The sequence below is a fragment of the Leclercia sp. UBA5958 genome (assembly GCF_002430365.1).
Taxonomy (GTDB): domain Bacteria; phylum Pseudomonadota; class Gammaproteobacteria; order Enterobacterales; family Enterobacteriaceae; genus Enterobacter; species Enterobacter pneumoniae.
Genome location: NZ_DJCE01000009.1, coordinates 49515 through 66445 on the forward strand (window position 1 = coordinate 49515; position 16931 = coordinate 66445).

The window sequence follows — 16931 nt, forward strand, 5'->3', positions numbered from 1 at the left end:
GCAAGCGCCGCCGGGCAGCTCACTTCTGGCGGTGCCAATGGACGTTTCTTACCTTCTCGACAGCCTTAATGATAAACAGCGTGATGCGGTTGCCGCCTCGCGCACTAACTTGCTGGTGCTGGCAGGGGCGGGGAGTGGTAAGACACGTGTGTTAGTGCACCGTATCGCCTGGTTACAGAGCGTAGAAAACTGCTCGCCTTACTCCATCATGGCGGTGACCTTCACCAACAAGGCGGCGGCGGAGATGCGCCACCGTATCACTCAACTAATGGGCACCAGCCAGGGCGGTATGTGGGTGGGTACTTTCCACGGCCTGGCGCATCGCCTGCTGCGCGCTCACCATCTGGATGCTAACCTGCCGCAGGATTTCCAGATCCTCGATAGCGAAGACCAGCTGCGTCTGCTTAAGCGCTTGATCAAGGCGATGAACCTTGATGAGAAGCAGTGGCCGCCGCGTCAGGCGATGTGGTACATCAACGGCCAGAAAGACGAAGGGCTACGTCCACACCATATCCAGAGTTTCGGTAATCCGGTCGAGCAGACCTGGCAGAAGGTTTACCAGGCCTATCAGGAAGCTTGTGACCGTGCGGGGCTGGTCGACTTCGCTGAGCTGCTGCTGCGTGCCCATGAGCTGTGGCTCAACAAGCCGCATATTTTGCAGCACTATCGCGAGCGCTTTACCAACATCCTGGTGGACGAATTCCAGGATACCAACAACATTCAGTACGCGTGGATCCGCCTGCTGGCGGGCGACACCGGCAAGGTGATGATCGTTGGCGATGACGACCAGTCGATCTACGGCTGGCGCGGGGCGCAGGTTGAAAATATTCAGCGCTTCCTCAACGACTTCCCCGGTGCGCAGACCATCCGCCTGGAACAGAACTACCGTTCAACCAGCAACATTCTGAGCGCGGCCAACGCCCTGATCGAGAACAACAACGGACGTCTGGGCAAAAAGCTCTGGACGGACGGCGTCGATGGCGAGCCAATCTCTCTTTACTGCGCGTTCAACGAACTCGATGAAGCGCGGTTTGTGGTGAACCGCATCAAGACCTGGCAGGACAACGGCGGCGCGCTGGAGCAGTGCGCTATTCTCTATCGCAGCAACGCCCAGTCGCGTGTGCTGGAAGAGGCGCTGCTGCAGGTGAGCATGCCGTACCGCATTTACGGGGGCATGCGCTTCTTCGAGCGCCAGGAGATCAAAGATGCGCTCTCCTATCTGCGCCTGATTGCCAACCGTAATGACGATGCCGCCTTTGAGCGCGTGGTGAATACCCCGACGCGCGGGATCGGCGATCGTACCCTGGACGTGGTGCGTCAGACCTCGCGTGAACGTCAGCTCACGTTATGGCAGGCCTGTCGCGAGTTATTACAGGAGAGAGCCCTCGCCGGGCGTGCCGCCAGCGCCCTGCAGCGTTTCCTCGAGCTTATCGAAGCGCTGGCGCAAGAGACCGCCGACATGCCGCTGCACGTGCAGACCGACCGGGTGATTAAAGATTCCGGCCTGCGCACCATGTATGAGCAGGAAAAGGGCGAGAAAGGCCAGACCCGTATCGAAAACTTAGAGGAGCTGGTGACGGCAACGCGCCAGTTCAGCTACAACGAAGAAGACGAAGACCTGATGCCGCTGCAGGCATTCCTCTCTCACGCCGCGCTGGAAGCGGGCGAAGGGCAGGCGGATACCTGGCAGGACGCGGTGCAACTTATGACCCTGCACTCCGCGAAAGGGCTGGAGTTCCCCCAGGTGTTCATCGTCGGGATGGAAGAGGGGATGTTCCCCAGCCAGATGTCGCTGGATGAGGGCGGTCGTCTGGAAGAAGAGCGTCGCCTGGCCTACGTGGGGGTGACGCGTGCAATGCAGAAGCTGACGCTCACCTACGCCGAAACCCGTCGTCTGTACGGCAAAGAGGTCTATCATCGCCCGTCACGTTTTATTGGCGAGCTGCCAGAAGCGTGCGTGGAAGAGGTACGCCTGCGCGCCAGCATCAGCCGTCCGGTCAGCCATCAGCGTATGGGAACGCCCGTCTCTGAAAACGACACGGGATACAAACTGGGGCAGCGTGTCCGCCATGCTAAATTTGGCGAGGGCACCATCGTCAATCTGGAAGGCAGCGGCGAGCACAGCCGCCTGCAGGTCGCGTTTCAGGGCCAGGGAATTAAATGGCTGGTGGCCGCTTACGCGAAGCTGGAAGCAGTGTAACTTGCAGAAAAACATCATAATTTTGTAATTATCTGCTAGCCTTATACGTTGAGGGTGATTTATTGCTCTTCAGCGTTCCGTTGCGTGTTGACGCCGCAGTTATTGCTGGCGTAACATGCGCGCACGATTACGCTAAGAGGACATTCGCCTTGGACACACCCAGTAGATACTGGCTCAATTCCCTGTCATCCAGGAACAACTCCTAAGGCTATCTCCTCACGCTGATGGCCTTAGTGGTTGTCAGCGACTGCATTATTCCCGTCGCGCTGAGTCAGGCTGTTTAATGGTCTGAAACCCAATTTGTTTCTGTGTGCCCACCGAACTGTCCGATATTTTTTGCATTGGGAGTCCCGGTCATGCTGAGCGCATTTCAACTGGAAAACAACCGACTAACCCGGCTTGAAGCCGAGGAGTCACAACCCCTCATTGATGCCGTATGGGTGGATCTGGTCGAGCCGGATGACGAGGAACGTACACGCGTTCAGTCAGAGCTCGGGCAGAGTCTGGCCACCCGACCGGAACTGGAAGACATCGAAGCATCCGCCCGTTTCTTCGAGGACGAAGACGGCCTGCATATTCACTCCTTCTTCTTCTTTGAAGATGCCGAAGATCACGCTGGCAACTCCACCGTGGCATTTACCATCCGTGATGGCCGCCTGTTCACGCTGCGCGAACGGGAACTGCCCGCGTTTCGCCTCTACCGCATGCGGGCCCGCAGCCAGGCGATGGTGGACGGGAACGCTTACGAACTGCTGCTGGATCTGTTTGAAACCAAAATTGAACAGCTGGCAGACGAGATTGAAAATATCTACAGCGATCTGGAAAAGCTGAGCCGCGTCATTATGGAAGGGCATCAGGGCGATGAGTATGACGAAGCGCTCTCGACGCTGGCCGAGCTGGAAGATATTGGCTGGAAGGTACGTTTGTGTCTGATGGATACCCAGCGCGCGCTGAACTTCCTGGTGCGCAAGGCGCGTCTGCCAGGGGGCCAACTGGAGCAGGCGCGTGAGATCCTGCGCGATATCGAATCCCTGCTGCCGCACAACGAATCCCTGTTCCAGAAGGTGAACTTCCTGATGCAGGCGGCAATGGGCTTTATCAACATCGAGCAGAACCGCATCATCAAGATCTTCTCGGTGGTATCGGTCGTGTTCCTGCCACCGACGCTGGTGGCCTCAAGCTACGGAATGAACTTTGAGTTTATGCCGGAGCTGAAGTGGAGCTTTGGCTATCCGGGCGCGATTGTCTTTATGATCCTCGCCGGGCTGGCGCCTTACCTCTACTTCAAGCGCCGTAACTGGCTGTAAGCACATCACCCTCTCCATGGGGAGAGGGTGAAATACTACAATCCTCTTTTTACGCGACGCTGGGTATAAATCGCATCGGCAACGAAAATCGCCAGTGCGACCCAGATAAACGCAAACGTCACCATCTTATCCGCACCGGGTACTTCACCGTAAAACACCACCGCCAGCAGGAACATCAGCGTGGGGCCGATGTACTGGAAGAAGCCCAGCGTGGAGAGGCGCAGGCGCGTTGCCGCACCGGTAAAGCACAGCAGCGGGATAGTAGTGACGACACCTGCGGCCATCAGCATCAGGTTCAGCGACCATGGATTGCCGCCCATATGGCTGGTGGCGCTATCGGCAATGCCAAACAGATAAATCGCGGCGACTGGCAACAGCCACAAAGTTTCGAACAGCATTCCGGTCTGGGCTTCGACGGCGATTTTTTTGCGCACCAGGCCGTAGAAAGCAAAGCTGAACGCCAGCCCCAGCGCAATGACAGGCAGCGAGCCGAACGTCCATAGCTGGACCAGCACCCCGCAGAAGGCGAGAAGTACCGCCACCCACTGCATCCGGCGGAAGCGCTCGCCGAGGAAAATCATCCCCAGCACAATGTTCACCAGCGGGTTAATAAAATAACCCAGGCTTGCTTCGAGCATGTGATGGTTATTCACAGCCCAGATGAACAGCAGCCAGTTGCCGCCAATTAACACGGCAGAGAGCGCCAGCAGAAAGACCTTTTTCGGCGTTTTGAGCAGCGTTTTAACGCCCGACCACTGGCGGCTGATACTCATCAGCGCAATCATAAAGAAGAAGGACCAGATAACGCGGTGAGTGAGGATCTCGTCCGCCGGCACGTAGGCGATCAGTTTGAAGTACGCCGGTGCGATACCCCAAATAAAATAAGCGGCAAGAGCGAGTAAAACGCCCTGCCGCGTCTGTTTAGCATCCATCGGGAAAATCCGTTACAAATAAGTGAATTCACTTTACCCGATTTTCTCACCTCAACCCACCATATAAGTGGCTGTTGCGCTGGCGATATAAACCTGCTCGTCGTTATGCAGCTCTACGCGGGCAACGGCGACTTTGTTACCCGCCCGCAGCAGACTGCTGGTGCAGGTGAAGCGATTTCCGCGGCCGGGCCGCAGGTAGTCAACGCGTAAATCGATCGTGCCCATTCTTGATAAACGTTGACGCAGTTCATCTTCGTTGATGGTCTCGTGGCGCGTTAAGGTGCTACCCACGCAGACCAGCCCGGCGGCGACATCCAGCGCTGAGGCAATCACCCCGCCGTGCAGAATACTCTGCGCCCAGTTTCCCACCATCATCGGCTGGTTATTGAAACTGAGCTGCGCAAAATCCTTCTCGTAGCGCTCTAGCTCCAGGCCCAGTGCGCGGTTAAATGGCATGTGATAGACAAAAATCTCACCGACCAGCTTCAGAGCTTGTTCCGCAGTTAGCGTGGCTGACATGGCACAACAGATCCTTATTGTTAATAAAATGTTGATTTTATCCCTCGCCAACGCGATTTACCACTTTAAGACATCTGGATGCAGCAGACGGCAAATAAATATGTAGAATGTGGTGGGCAAAATTATTCTTAAAAACTATCTACCTGGAGAACACCACCGATGCGGACGTATCTGGTCTGGTTACTTGCAGCGGTTGCGCTGCCTTTCACAGCTTATGCGCAGGAAGCGACCGTTAAAGAGGTGCACGATGCCCCGGCGGTACGCGGGAGCATCATCGCTAACCTGCTGCAGGAGCATGACAACCCATTTACGCTCTATCCATACGACACTAACTACCTGCTTTACACGACCACCAGCGACCTGAACAAAGAAGCTATTAGCACCTACAACTGGTCTGATAACGCGCGTAAAGATGAGGTAAAATTTCAGCTGAGCCTGGCCTTCCCGTTCTGGCGCGGTATTCTGGGGCCGAATTCGGTGCTGGGCGCATCATATACGCAGAAATCCTGGTGGCAGCTCTCAAACAGCGGTGAATCATCGCCGTTCCGCGAGACCAACTACGAACCGCAGTTGTTCCTCGGCTTTGCGACTGACTATGAATTTGCTGGCTGGACGCTGCGCGATGTGGAGTTTGGTTATAACCACGACTCCAATGGACGTTCAGACCCGACCTCACGTAGCTGGAACCGTCTGTACACCCGACTGGCGGCGCAAAACGGCAACTGGCTGGTTGAAGTGAAGCCCTGGTACGTCGTAGGCGATACCGACGATAACCCGGATATCACCAAATATATGGGTTATTACCAGCTGCGCGTGGGTTATCAGCTGGGCGAGGCGGTATTAAGCGCGAAAGGGCAGTACAACTGGAATACCGGCTACGGCGGTGCGGAGATTGGCCTCAGCTATCCAATGACCAGGCATGTACGCCTTTATACTCAGGTATATAGCGGCTATGGCGAGTCACTTATCGATTATAACTTCAACCAGACCCGCGTCGGTGTGGGCGTGATGCTGAACGATCTTTTCTAGCATCCTCGAATGTTTTTGTCTTAATCGTTGAAGTTTCTCTCTCAGGCGCTGAAAATAGCGCCTGTTTTTATTTCAGGCAGGTGGTTAATGTGGCGCAGGCGGAAGTTTTGAATCAGACATTGCTGGCTAAACAGGTTCTGCATGAGACCTTTGGCTACCAGCAATTCCGCCCGGGCCAGGAGACCATCATCGATGCCGTCCTCGAAGGGCGTGATTGCCTGGTCGTGATGCCCACCGGCGGCGGGAAGTCGCTCTGTTATCAGGTGCCCGCGCTGGTGCTTAACGGCCTGACGGTGGTGGTCTCTCCGCTTATCTCGTTGATGAAAGACCAGGTCGATCAGCTGCTGGCTAACGGCGTGGCAGCGGCCTGCCTGAACTCGACGCAAACCCGCGAGCAGCAGCAAGAGGTGATGGCTGGTTGCCGTACCGGGCAGATCCGTCTTCTTTATATCGCTCCAGAGCGGCTGATGCTGGATAACTTCCTCGACCATTTGACGCACTGGAACCCGGTGCTGTTGGCGGTGGATGAAGCGCACTGCATCTCCCAGTGGGGGCATGATTTCCGTCCGGAGTATGCCGCGCTCGGTCAGTTGCGCCAGCGCTTCCCGGCGCTGCCCTTTATGGCGCTCACCGCCACGGCAGATGACACGACCCGTCTGGATATCGTCCGACTGCTGGGGCTGAATGACCCCTTTATCCAGGTTAGCAGCTTCGATCGCCCTAACATCCGCTACATGCTGATGGAGAAATTCAAGCCGCTGGATCAGCTCTTACGCTACGTCCAGGAGCAGCGCGGCAAGTCGGGCATCATCTACTGCAACAGCCGCGCAAAGGTGGAAGACACCGCCGCGCGCCTGCAAAACCGTGGCTTCAGCGCCGCAGCCTATCATGCCGGGTTAGAAAACCACATCCGCGCCGACGTGCAGGAGAAATTCCAGCGCGACGATCTGCAAATCGTTGTTGCGACGGTGGCGTTCGGCATGGGGATCAACAAGCCCAACGTGCGCTTTGTGGTGCATTTCGACATCCCCCGCAATATCGAATCTTACTATCAGGAAACGGGCCGCGCCGGGCGTGATGGCCTGCCTGCGGAAGCGATGCTGTTTTACGATCCGGCGGATATGGCGTGGCTGCGCCGCTGCCTGGAAGAGAAACCGCAGGGACAGCTGCAGGACATTGAGCGCCATAAGCTGAACGCGATGGGGGCCTTTGCCGAAGCGCAAACCTGCCGCCGTCTGGTGCTGCTCAACTACTTTGGTGAAGGACGACAGGAATCGTGCGGTAACTGCGATATCTGCCTCGACCCACCGAAGCAGTACGATGGCCTGATGGACGCGCGTAAGGCGCTCTCAACCATCTACCGCGTCAATCAACGCTTCGGGATGGGCTACGTGGTGGAAGTGCTGCGCGGCGCGAATAATCAGCGTATCCGTGATATGAGCCACGACAAGCTGCCTGTCTACGGCATCGGCAAAGACCAGAGCCACGAGCACTGGGTCAGCATTATCCGCCAGCTGATCCACATGGGGTTCGCTACGCAAAACATTGCCGAGCACTCGGCGCTGCAGCTGACCGAAGCGGCACGCCCGGTGCTGCGCGGCGAAATTGAACTGAAGCTCGCCGTGCCGCGCGTGATTGCCCTGAAGCCGCGCGTAATGCAGAAATCTTACGGCGGCAACTACGACCGGAAGCTGTTTGCCAAACTGCGCAAGCTGCGTAAAGCCATCGCCGATGAGGAGAACATCCCGCCGTACGTGGTCTTTAACGACGCAACGCTGATAGAGATGGCCGAGCAGATGCCGCTTAGCGCCGGTGAAATGCTCAGCGTTAACGGTGTCGGCACGCGCAAGCTCGAGCGTTTCGGGAAAGAGTTTATGGCGCTTATTCGCTCTCATGCCGATGGTGATGATGAGGAGTAGTCAGCCAGCCAAAAAAGTGCCAGTATGATGACTCACTGTATTATTTCCCCGCGAGCTAATTATGTTAATGCTATTTCTCACCGTGGCATTAGTGCACATCGTTGCGCTGATGAGCCCCGGCCCTGACTTTTTCTTCGTATCGCAAACTGCCGTCAGCCGCTCCCGCAAAGAGGCGATGATGGGCGTACTCGGCATTACCATGGGCGTCATGGTCTGGGCGGCGGTGGCGCTGCTTGGTCTGAACCTGATTCTGGCGAAGATGGCCTGGCTGCATAACATCATCATGGTCGGCGGTGGCCTGTATCTGTGCTGGATGGGCTACCAGATGCTGCGCGGCGCGCTGAAAAAAGAGGTAGCAACACCGCAGGAACCAAAAGTTGAGCTGGCTACCGGCGGTCGTAGCTTTATGAAAGGGCTGCTGACGAACCTGGCGAACCCGAAAGCGATTATCTACTTCGGCTCGGTGTTCTCACTCTTTGTGGGCGACAGCGTCGGCGCGGGAGCGCGCTGGGGCATCTTCCTGCTGATTGTGGTGGAAACCTTTGCCTGGTTCACCCTTGTAGCAAGCCTGTTTGCCCTGCCGGCAATGCGCCGTGGTTATCAGCGCATTGCGAAGTGGATCGATGGCTTTGCTGGTGCACTCTTTGCGGGCTTCGGTATTCACCTCATCATCTCTCGCTAATTGCTTCAATGGCGTACAGGACCCTGTACGCCATCTTGCCTTTACTTCTTCTTCTGCTCTGCATCGTCATGCGCGGGTGCGGCAAGAATCGCAATATCGACAAAATAGCTTTTGCCAATAATCATGCCCTTGCCGAACCAGGTCACGCCCCGGGAATAGAGCTCAACATCTTCACTATTTTTGACCAGCCGGTTGCCAAAGGTATTGCGAACGCTGTAGCTGTTGCTGGTAACGTAATCCAGCGTCAGTGCGCCACTGCCTTCGGCTTTGTAAAAACTGGTGATGGCGTTGAGATAGTCCGGCGCATAGTGTTTAACGACGTCTGTGATTTGTTGTTGCCTGGTCTTCCAGTCGCCGATTGGCTGCGGGGGGATATTCTGCGCGATAACGGCATAAAGCTGAGCCGTGGCGCGCGCGACCGCGAGCTGAACCTGTGCATCATGGATAAATCGATCCCTCAGGAAGTCGCTCTTTTCTGTCCGCTCCTCTTTCGCCGGGTGCCAGGGTAACCAGCTGGATTTCTCCTTCTCCTTTTTGTCCTGCAGGTAGTAACTTGTCATATCTACCGGCTGGAAGAGCGACGTCGCCAGAAACGCCGCACAGGCGAGCTGGCGCTCCTCGCGCTCGCTTTTTAACACCAGCATGCCCGGCACGCCTAATTTCGCGAGCTGCATCGGGTCAACTTTATTCTGGATAAGCCGCTGATTCACCTCCTGCTGGGTCGCATCGCCACGCGCTAAATCGCAAATTTGCTGCATCAAAAAGGTATTACGTTTTCCTGCAACCTGAGGCGTCAAATTGAACAGGGTATCGGTAATAATGCTATAAGCGGGCACGCTAACAAATCTGACGGGCAGATCCTGGGAAGCCGCAAAGCCGGTGGCTGCGGTCAGTAAAGAAAGACCGCCGACGGCGGTCTTGATTAGAGTGAGGCGCATGACGTTATTTACCTGCGTTATCAGCCACGATTTCAATCGTCATGCGGCGATTGGGGGCCAGGCATTCAATGACATGTGATGTGGCGACACCCGGACAATCAACGCGCGGCATACTTTCGCCCAGACCTTCGGTTTCGATGCGGGTGGCATCAATCCCGTTTTCAATGAGCTGGCGCTTCACCGATTCCGCGCGTGCTTTGGACAGCGTCATATTGCTGGCCTCGTCGCCGATACGGTCAGTATGGCCTTTAACGATCAGGTGTTTACCTTGCTGTGTTTCAGCCTTCAGCCCGCCGCTGATGAGATTCACCTGATTGATGCCCTCCGGACTCAGCGCTGCGCTACCAAAGGCAAACAGGCTTTCTGCACTCAGCTCTTTCTGAACGACCGCAACAGGTTGCTGCGGTTTTGTCTGCGGCGTCAGGCAGTTTTCAGGCAGGAAATAGAAACTTTGCGCCTTCATCTGTGAGTCGAACAGCACCTTGTACTGACAGGTACGCACGCTGTGATCTGGCTGGGTGAAGTGGAAAATATAATCCCACTCTTTCACGCGAAACATGCCTTCACTGAAATGCGGTGCGCCGAGCAGCTCATAGATCTGCGCTTTGGTTAAACCTGCGTGCATCTCGTTAAGATTGTCTTTATTCACGAAGCTGCCGTCAGTACGTACTGCGTGCGATTTATCCGGGAATATCGCGTTATCGGTCTTCCCTTCACCATTTACGTCGCTAACAGCGCGGGTACAGGCGGTAAGCAAAGCCATGCTGCCAATAAGCAGCGCCAGCCGGGTCATCTTTTTACAATTCATCATAATTTCTCTTTTACTCTCCGGCGTGTTCGCCGGAGATGTTTGTTAATTCAGACTTACCACTGATAGCCAATGCCAACAGAACCACCCAGATCGCCCTGGCTGTTAGAGGAGCCAGACAGCTTCGTGACCCATTTACCATTGTCAGAGACGGTTGATACCCCCATCGCAATCGCAGACTCGCCCTGATAGGTTCCCCCCGCCATGCTGAACATGCTGGCGCCTGGCGAATAAGGCTGTGGCAAGCTCGCCATGGCCATCGCGCCGGCGATTCCCGCGCTCAGCTTGTCGTCCTGATCGGCAATCATCTCTTTCAGTTCGCCAAACTTGTTATTGGTATAGGTGTAAGAATCGCCCATGCTCTGTTTCAACTGACCCACGTTGACGGCATCGGTGGCTGCGGTACCGGCTGCCACGTGAGTGATCTGACGCTCGCCGCCCGCGTATCCCATGGAAACGCTGTTATCACGATCGGTAACGGAGTTTGTTCCTAGCGCCACGGCGTTGCTGTGGGTAGCCTTCGCGCTGTTACCCAGGGCCATGCTGTTTGTTGCGCCGGCCACCGCGCCTGCGCCGCCAGCGATGGAATTTTGGCCCGTCGGTTTCGGCTTCGGCAGGTTACTGGTATTATTCACCTGGAACATGCCGTCCTTGCCCTCGGCAATGTTGGTCACGTTCAGGCTGACTTCATCCAGCTGCTGCTTATTTACGGCATCGCTGGCATTGACGCCCGCCGCAACGTTAGTAATGGTGGTACCGCCGGTTTTAGTGGATTGATCGTAGGTATCGCCCGCCAGCGCTATTTTGCTGTAATCAATGGATCCATCGCCGTTTACCACATATTTCACCACGGAGTTATCCAGACCGGAGAAATTGGTGTTGATGGCTTCGATCGCCTGATTTGTGGCATACAGCTGCGAGCCGTTCACGGCATCCGTGCTGGTGGCGCTGATACGGCCCGCTGCAACGTTGGTGATGGTGCGTTCGTTATCCAGGCTGCCTACGCTGACGGTGCCAGTCGGCGTTGTGCCGGCAAATTGATAGTCGTTGCCGCGAATGGTTACGCCCTGAGTACCCACGGCACGCTCCGTGGTGGCCCCTGCGCCCAGCGCCACGTCACCCTTATTGTTAGCGACCGCGCCAGCGCCAATGGCAACGCTGTTTTCGCCGGTTGACGTGGCCGCGTTACCCATGGCAATCGAACTTTCGCCCACCGATTTTGCAGCCGGGCCTACCGCAATGGAGTCGGTGCCGGTGGCAATGGAATCTGCTTTGGTGGAGTTAGCGTGGAAATACTTCACCCCGTTGTTATACATATCGCTGGTGGCGTCTCTGAGTTGCTGTACGTTTACCGCATCGCTGTCATTCACCCCGTAAGCGACGTTAGTGAGGGTGGTACCGCCCGCTTTCGTCGTGCTGTTATAGGTGGTGCCGCCCATGGACACGCGGTTGTAGTTGATGGTGCCGTCCGGATTGGTGTCGTATTTGACCGCCAGATCGCTGAGATCGGAAATATCACCAGATATCCCTTCAATAGCCTGGTTGGTGGCATACAGCTGAGAGCCATTCACCGCATCGGTGCTGGTGGCGCTGAGGCGTCCGGCAGCGAGATTGGTGAGAGTACGCTCCTTGCCTACGCTGCCGATACTGACGGTGCTTGCAGGAGCGGCGCCCGCGAAGGTATAAGCCGTGCCGCGCAGGGTCGTGCCGGTGGTCGCAACGGCCGCAGCGGTGAGTGAGTCAGAGCCCAGCGCCACGTCTTTAGCATTGTTGGCTTTGGCGTTATAGCCGAGGGCAAGGCTGTTTTCGCCTGTGGCGGTGGCGTTATAGCCGACGGCGGAACTGCCTTTACCTTTCGCGTAGGCATCGGCCTGGGTCAGTCCTTTCTCGTTGGTCCGCGCATAGCGGATACCTTTGCCGTTCAGGTCGGTGTAGGTCGTGCTGGTGTCGCCGGCGATGTTGTTAACGATGTTCGTGACGTCTGCCACGTCGGCGTTGGTCTCGTTAAGCTGAGACATATTCACCGCATCGCTGTCATTCACCCCCCGGGCAACGTTAGTGATGGTGGTGCCGCCACTGTTGTCGGTACTGTCATACGCATCGCCGTTAAGGGTAATGCTATCGTAATTAACCGTGCTGTCCTGGTTCAGGTCGTATTTAACCGCGACATTGGCGAGGGCTTCTGTCGCTTGTGTGGCGGCAAAAAGCTGCGAGCCGTTGATCGCATCGGTACTGGTTTTGCTAATACGGCCTGCGGCCAGGTTGGTCAGTGTCCGTTCAGCATCTTTTTTACCGATACTAACGGTGCTGAGCGGCGCCGTGCCCGCGAATGCGTAGGTTTTGCCATCGATAGTGATATCTTGCGTCCCTACGGCCGCTGCGGTCAGAGAGTTGGACCCCAGGGCTACGCTGTTATCATCTGCGGAGGTCGCGTTGGTACCAAAGGCCAGGGAAGACATCCCCTGAGCTTTGGCGTTTGAGCCCATCGCGATAGCATCGTTTTTCGTGGCGGAAGAGTTGTAGCCAAACGACAGTGCTCTATCTCCCTGTGCTTTGGCCTGGGTCCCCAGTGCAACGGTGTCCGCTTTGGTTGCCTGAGCTTTATAGCCTACGGCGAAACTTTGCTTGTCGCTGGAACTGGCGTGGCTGCCAATGGCCAGCGAGCTTTCACCAGACGCAGTTGCGCTGTTGCCAATCGCCTGGGCATCCACACCGGTTGCGGTAGAGTCACTGCCAATTGCGAGAGAGTTATTACCCGAGGAGGTTGAATCACTCCCTATGGATAACGACTCTACACCGTATGCCCGGCTACCGATGCCCAGCGCCATGCTGGATTTTGCCGTAGCTTCGGCATGGTTACCCACCGCCAGGGCCTGTCCACCATAGGCGGTTGACCAGTTACCCAGCGAAATATTTTCTCCTTCGAGATCATTACTGTTCTGCGTGCCGGTATAGGTGCCGGAAGTGGAGCTGTAGCCGATGGCGATATCGCCGCTACGGTTAGCGTGCGCGCCAGCACCAAAGGCGACCGCGTTTTGTCCGTCTGCTTCAGAGGCTAAGCCGATCGCCGTCGCCCCGCCGCTTTTGTTTGCCGTAGCATAGGCGCCAATTGCCACACTGCCGCCGGGTGTCTGCGAGGTGCTGGTATCTGCGTCAGCGTGATCGCCAAGCGCGATACCGCCCATAGCCGCTTTAGCGCTTTCGCCAACTGCGACGTTAGACAGCTCCTGCTGGTTAACATTGGTATTGCCTGTGGTGATGGTATTCGCGTCCAGAGTGGTGGTATCGCCGGTCTCTGCGTTGGTACCAATCGTCACCGAGTCGGGGTCAGTACTGGTGGTGACGGGATCATCAGCGTATGCGCTGGTACTTACTAGCGACGAAAGGGTCAACGCGCCGATAAGGCTAACGGCAGTTGCACTTAAGCCCGTGCGCCCGGATTTACCTTTTCCATTCGCTTTTGCAAATTCGCTCACGGCAACCCAGGTACGTAATGCTGGGTTCCAGATCAATCGATATATTTTATTCATTATGGCTCCTGCCAATTAAATGAAATCTGAAATTTTGTTATTGAAATAGTGAATTAAGTGAATGCTTCACATCCTGAGAAGCGGTCGCCGCTCGGGTGTATTGCTGGGCGTAGCTAAGTGATATTGCATAAAGAGACCGCGGGTGTGACCACGATCGAAAAAAGTGTCTTGCTGATGCCGATCTGCAAGAGAAAAATTCAGTGAGATATATGAGTTTTTCAACGCGCCATCCATGGGATATGCTCCAACATCCTGTCAGAAAATCTTTAAATAATAAGTTCCAGAGTAAATTAATATTCATTGTTTCATTCGCACAATGAATATTAATTTCTCATTTGATTGCGTTGCTCAGGTAAGCGCTGATTTTAAAAATGCGCTCTCATCTTAAAATATTACTATTGATGGAGGCTGATGAAGGTGCTGGCACGACGTTGTTTAACCGCGGATACTGTCAGCTGACTGTTCTCAGTTTCCTTATAATAGAGTGTCAGGATATTGTCATGTTTAATGATGTATCCTTTTCTTTTTTCATACTCAATCAAGTTTTCCGGCAAGTGAAGCAAAGCAAGCTTCTGTTTCAACGTCGTAAAGACCTGCCATAGCCGTGTCCCAGATGAACTGAGGTTGTTCTCGTCCCATACTTTTATCAATACCTCTTCTTTGGTGATATACCTTTTTTGTGCATGGATTAAGAGATAGGAAAGCAGAGACATCATGGTGTCATTCAAATAAAGAATACCTAACGACAACTCATTGTTTTTATCAACGCTATCTATTCTGAAAATACAACCTTTCTTGATATCTATATGGATGACATTATCAATTAAAAAAGCATATGGCTGATAAATCATATCACCACTTTGTCCTGTAATTATAACCAGTCCACTCAGCAATAAAAAAAGCAGTCGGAATTATAGGTTTGGTGTGCGTAATTTCAAGACGCGATTGCACTGACGTTGCTTGCCGGGTTTTGTCTGTTAGTTACATTTTGACGGAATGAAATGTCTGTATTTAATCAATATGTGGTTTTTTATTTCGGTTAAAGTTGCTGGGTTATTTTTTTATACGCCTCATGTCTCTTCCTTGACCATTAGCTAAAAGCACTAAAAATAAGACTTTATTGGAATATAAAACTAAATGTTATCGGTAGGGTTGTATTCTTATTTATTGTTAGATCAACCTGCGGTTGTGAATACCGTGCTAAAACTTATTCTTTACTATTTATATATTATTCTGGCAAATGCTCTTTACCGTCGTGCCACACGCGGTATTTTATTGCTTCTCCTTCTTTCGCTATTTTCCGGCGCGCTATGCGCCGGGTTTCATACACAATACATTCTCGTTACGCATGCCGTGCCGAGGCCAATAGCGCCCCCACCAGCACGAACAGTGAACCGAAGACTTTGTTCAGGGCCTTCATCTGTTTTGGCCCTTTAATCCACGCGGCAATCCGCTGCGCCAGGGTCGCGTAACCAATCATCACAATGACATCGACGATAATAGTGGTAGCACCGAGCACCACATACTGCATTACCTGAGGTTGATGAGGAACGATGAATTGCGGAAAGAGGGCGGCGAGAAACACAATGCTCTTCGGGTTGGTCAGGTTTACAAACACCGCGCGTTTAAACAGGCGGCTACGATTCTGGCTCACCGCCAGCGTGTTTAAGTCCAGCGAACCGGCTGCGCGCCACTGCTGAATACCCAGCCAGATCAGATAGGCGGCACCTGCCCACTTCAACACTTCAAATGCCAGTACCGAGCGGGAGAAAAGCGTACCCAGACCAATCCCGACCAGCACAATATGAATACCCAGCCCGGTCTGCAAACCGGCAATGGACGCCGCGGCACCGCGATAGCCATGGCTGATAGAGGTCGTCATGGTATTAATCGCGCCAGAACCCGGTGAAAGGCTGAGGATGATAGAAGTGAGCAGGTAGGCGAACCACCATTCGAAGGTCATTTGAAACTCCCGGAACGTCTGTTTTTATGCCACAATACGCTAATGTCGGCTCGTTTTGTGAGCTGCTGCGAAAAAACGATATTCCTTGGCTTACGGGGGTGGAAACCCGATGTTTCAGCAGAAAAAGGACTGGGAAACTCGAGAAAACACTTTTGCTGCTTTCTCCATGGGGCCGCTGACCGATTTCTGGCGTCAGCGTGAGGAAGATGAGTTTACGGGTGTGAATGAGATTCCCGTGCGCTTTGTGCGTTTTCGGGATGAGAAAAACGATCGCGTTATCGTTGTCTGTCCAGGCCGTATCGAAAGCTACGTAAAATATGCTGAGCTGGCCTATGACCTGTTCCACATGGGTTTTGATGTTTTAATTATCGACCATCGTGGGCAAGGGCTGTCGGGTCGTATGCTGTCCGATACGCATCGTGGGCATGTTGATCACTTCAGCGATTATGTTGAGGATCTGGCCGCGTTCTGGACTCAGGAGGTCCTGCCCGGCCCGTGGCGCAAGCGTTATATCCTTGCTCACTCCATGGGCGGTGCCATTTCAACGCTCTTTTTACAACGCCATGTGCATCAGTGCGATGCCATTGCGCTCACGGCACCGATGTTTGGCATCATCATACGTTTACCCGACTGGATGGTGCGCCACATTCTCGACTGGGCTGAGGGCCATCAGCGCATTCGTGAGGGCTATGCCATAGGCACCGGGCGCTGGCGTGCGCTGCCCTTTGCCATTAACGTCTTGACCCATAGTCGCCAGCGTTATCGCCGGAATTTACGCTTTTATGCCGACGAGCCGCGTTTACGCGTCGGCGGCCCCACCTGGCACTGGGTGCGGGAAGGCATTCTGGCCGGTGAGCAGGTGCTGGCCGGGGTCGCAGATGATGCGACTCCAACACTCCTGATTCAGGCGGAAGAGGAGCGTGTGGTCGATAACCGCATGCACGACCGCTTTTGTGAATTGCGTGCCGCCGCCGGTCACCCTTGTGAAGGGGGTAAGCCGATGGTCATAAAAGGCGCGTACCATGAGATCCTTTTCGAAAAGGACGATATGCGCTCAGTTGCGCTCAACGCCATCGTCGGTTTTTTCGACCGGCATAATTGATA

14 protein-coding genes are annotated in these 16931 nt (G+C 54.7%); 7 read left to right on the top strand and 7 right to left on the bottom strand.

The window, feature by feature from the left end; genetic code table 11:
* Nucleotides 1–37: 37 nt before the first annotated feature.
* From uvrD to corA, 3 genes are all read left to right on the top strand, one after another.
* Entirely contained in the window at nucleotides 38–2200 is a 2163-nt protein-coding gene (gene uvrD, locus B2Q93_RS15075; protein ID WP_040078109.1) for a DNA helicase II, read from the top strand.
* Nucleotides 2201–2349: 149 nt separating this feature from the next.
* A complete protein-coding gene (gene ysgD / locus B2Q93_RS15080; protein WP_212743980.1) occupies nucleotides 2350–2406 on the top strand; it encodes a YsgD/CorL family protein in 57 nt (18 codons plus the stop codon).
* A 150-nt stretch (nucleotides 2407–2556) separates the two neighbouring features.
* On the top strand, nucleotides 2557–3507 hold the full coding sequence (corA, locus tag B2Q93_RS15085) for a magnesium/cobalt transporter CorA (protein WP_040078111.1): 951 nt from the start codon (nucleotides 2557–2559) through the stop codon (nucleotides 3505–3507).
* Between the two features lie 35 nt (nucleotides 3508–3542).
* On the opposite strand, the gene rarD is transcribed toward corA, so the two are convergent.
* Both rarD and yigI read right to left on the bottom strand, forming a co-directional pair.
* Entirely contained in the window at nucleotides 3543–4439 is an 897-nt protein-coding gene (gene rarD, locus B2Q93_RS15090) for an EamA family transporter RarD (RefSeq protein WP_046886532.1), read from the bottom strand.
* A 51-nt stretch (nucleotides 4440–4490) separates the two neighbouring features.
* Nucleotides 4491–4958 (bottom strand): acyl-CoA thioesterase YigI, encoded by a 468-nt coding sequence (gene yigI, locus B2Q93_RS15095; protein WP_040078113.1) that lies wholly within the window; start codon nucleotides 4956–4958, stop codon nucleotides 4491–4493.
* Nucleotides 4959–5117: 159 nt separating this feature from the next.
* Between yigI and pldA the strand changes: the two genes are divergently transcribed.
* The 3 genes from pldA (at nucleotide 5118) to rhtC (ending at nucleotide 8588) form a co-directional block, all read left to right on the top strand.
* Complete coding sequence (gene pldA / locus B2Q93_RS15100; RefSeq protein WP_207292599.1) at nucleotides 5118–5987, top strand: phospholipase A; 870 nt, start codon at nucleotides 5118–5120, stop codon at nucleotides 5985–5987.
* A gap of 89 nt (nucleotides 5988–6076) precedes the next feature.
* On the top strand, nucleotides 6077–7906 hold the full coding sequence (gene recQ, locus B2Q93_RS15105) for an ATP-dependent DNA helicase RecQ (protein WP_286933640.1): 1830 nt from the start codon (nucleotides 6077–6079) through the stop codon (nucleotides 7904–7906).
* Nucleotides 7907–7967: 61 nt separating this feature from the next.
* The gene (rhtC, locus tag B2Q93_RS15110) at nucleotides 7968–8588 is read left to right on the top strand and encodes a threonine export protein RhtC (protein WP_040078118.1); all 621 of its coding nucleotides are present in this window, start codon (nucleotides 7968–7970) and stop codon (nucleotides 8586–8588) included.
* Nucleotides 8589–8629: 41 nt separating this feature from the next.
* On the opposite strand, the gene B2Q93_RS15115 is transcribed toward rhtC, so the two are convergent.
* The 5 genes from B2Q93_RS15115 to rhtB form a co-directional block, all read right to left on the bottom strand.
* On the bottom strand, nucleotides 8630–9526 hold the full coding sequence (locus B2Q93_RS15115) for a hypothetical protein (protein ID WP_286933641.1): 897 nt from the start codon (nucleotides 9524–9526) through the stop codon (nucleotides 8630–8632).
* Between the two features lie 4 nt (nucleotides 9527–9530).
* Nucleotides 9531–10337: an OmpA family protein gene (locus tag B2Q93_RS15120; protein ID WP_286933642.1), complete on the bottom strand. Its 807-nt coding sequence runs from the start codon at nucleotides 10335–10337 to the stop codon at nucleotides 9531–9533.
* A 53-nt stretch (nucleotides 10338–10390) separates the two neighbouring features.
* On the bottom strand, nucleotides 10391–13864 hold the full coding sequence (locus tag B2Q93_RS15125; RefSeq protein WP_286933643.1) for a YadA-like family protein: 3474 nt from the start codon (nucleotides 13862–13864) through the stop codon (nucleotides 10391–10393).
* A 395-nt stretch (nucleotides 13865–14259) separates the two neighbouring features.
* The gene (locus B2Q93_RS15130) at nucleotides 14260–14715 is read right to left on the bottom strand and encodes a winged helix-turn-helix domain-containing protein (protein ID WP_052953295.1); all 456 of its coding nucleotides are present in this window, start codon (nucleotides 14713–14715) and stop codon (nucleotides 14260–14262) included.
* Nucleotides 14716–15206: 491 nt separating this feature from the next.
* Complete coding sequence (rhtB, locus tag B2Q93_RS15135) at nucleotides 15207–15827, bottom strand: homoserine/homoserine lactone efflux protein (RefSeq protein ID WP_286933644.1); 621 nt, start codon at nucleotides 15825–15827, stop codon at nucleotides 15207–15209.
* Nucleotides 15828–15936: 109 nt separating this feature from the next.
* On the opposite strand from rhtB, the gene pldB reads away from it, so the two are divergent.
* Nucleotides 15937–16929 carry a lysophospholipase L2 gene (gene pldB / locus B2Q93_RS15140; RefSeq protein WP_046886537.1) on the top strand — a complete coding sequence of 331 codons (993 nt, stop codon included), beginning with the start codon at nucleotides 15937–15939 and terminating at the stop codon, nucleotides 16927–16929.
* The last annotated feature ends 2 nt before the right edge of the window (nucleotides 16930–16931 follow it).

Bases quoted from the DNA above. Each gene is read 5' to 3' on its own strand.
- B2Q93_RS15120 (WP_286933642.1), bottom strand. From the start codon at position 10,337: ATGATGAATTGTAAAAAGATGACCCGGCTGGCGCTGCTTATTGGCAGC.
- pldB (WP_046886537.1), top strand. From the start codon at position 15,937: ATGTTTCAGCAGAAAAAGGACTGGGAAACTCGAGAAAACACTTTTGCT.
- pldA (WP_207292599.1), top strand. From the start codon at position 5,118: ATGCGGACGTATCTGGTCTGGTTACTTGCAGCGGTTGCGCTGCCTTTC.
- rhtC (WP_040078118.1), top strand. From the start codon at position 7,968: ATGTTAATGCTATTTCTCACCGTGGCATTAGTGCACATCGTTGCGCTG.
- B2Q93_RS15130 (WP_052953295.1), bottom strand. From the start codon at position 14,715: ATGATTTATCAGCCATATGCTTTTTTAATTGATAATGTCATCCATATA.
- rarD (WP_046886532.1), bottom strand. From the start codon at position 4,439: ATGGATGCTAAACAGACGCGGCAGGGCGTTTTACTCGCTCTTGCCGCT.
- uvrD (WP_040078109.1), top strand. From the start codon at position 38: ATGGACGTTTCTTACCTTCTCGACAGCCTTAATGATAAACAGCGTGAT.
- yigI (WP_040078113.1), bottom strand. From the start codon at position 4,958: ATGTCAGCCACGCTAACTGCGGAACAAGCTCTGAAGCTGGTCGGTGAG.
- corA (WP_040078111.1), top strand. From the start codon at position 2,557: ATGCTGAGCGCATTTCAACTGGAAAACAACCGACTAACCCGGCTTGAA.
- B2Q93_RS15125 (WP_286933643.1), bottom strand. From the start codon at position 13,864: ATGAATAAAATATATCGATTGATCTGGAACCCAGCATTACGTACCTGG.
- rhtB (WP_286933644.1), bottom strand. From the start codon at position 15,827: ATGACCTTCGAATGGTGGTTCGCCTACCTGCTCACTTCTATCATCCTC.
- B2Q93_RS15115 (WP_286933641.1), bottom strand. From the start codon at position 9,526: ATGCGCCTCACTCTAATCAAGACCGCCGTCGGCGGTCTTTCTTTACTG.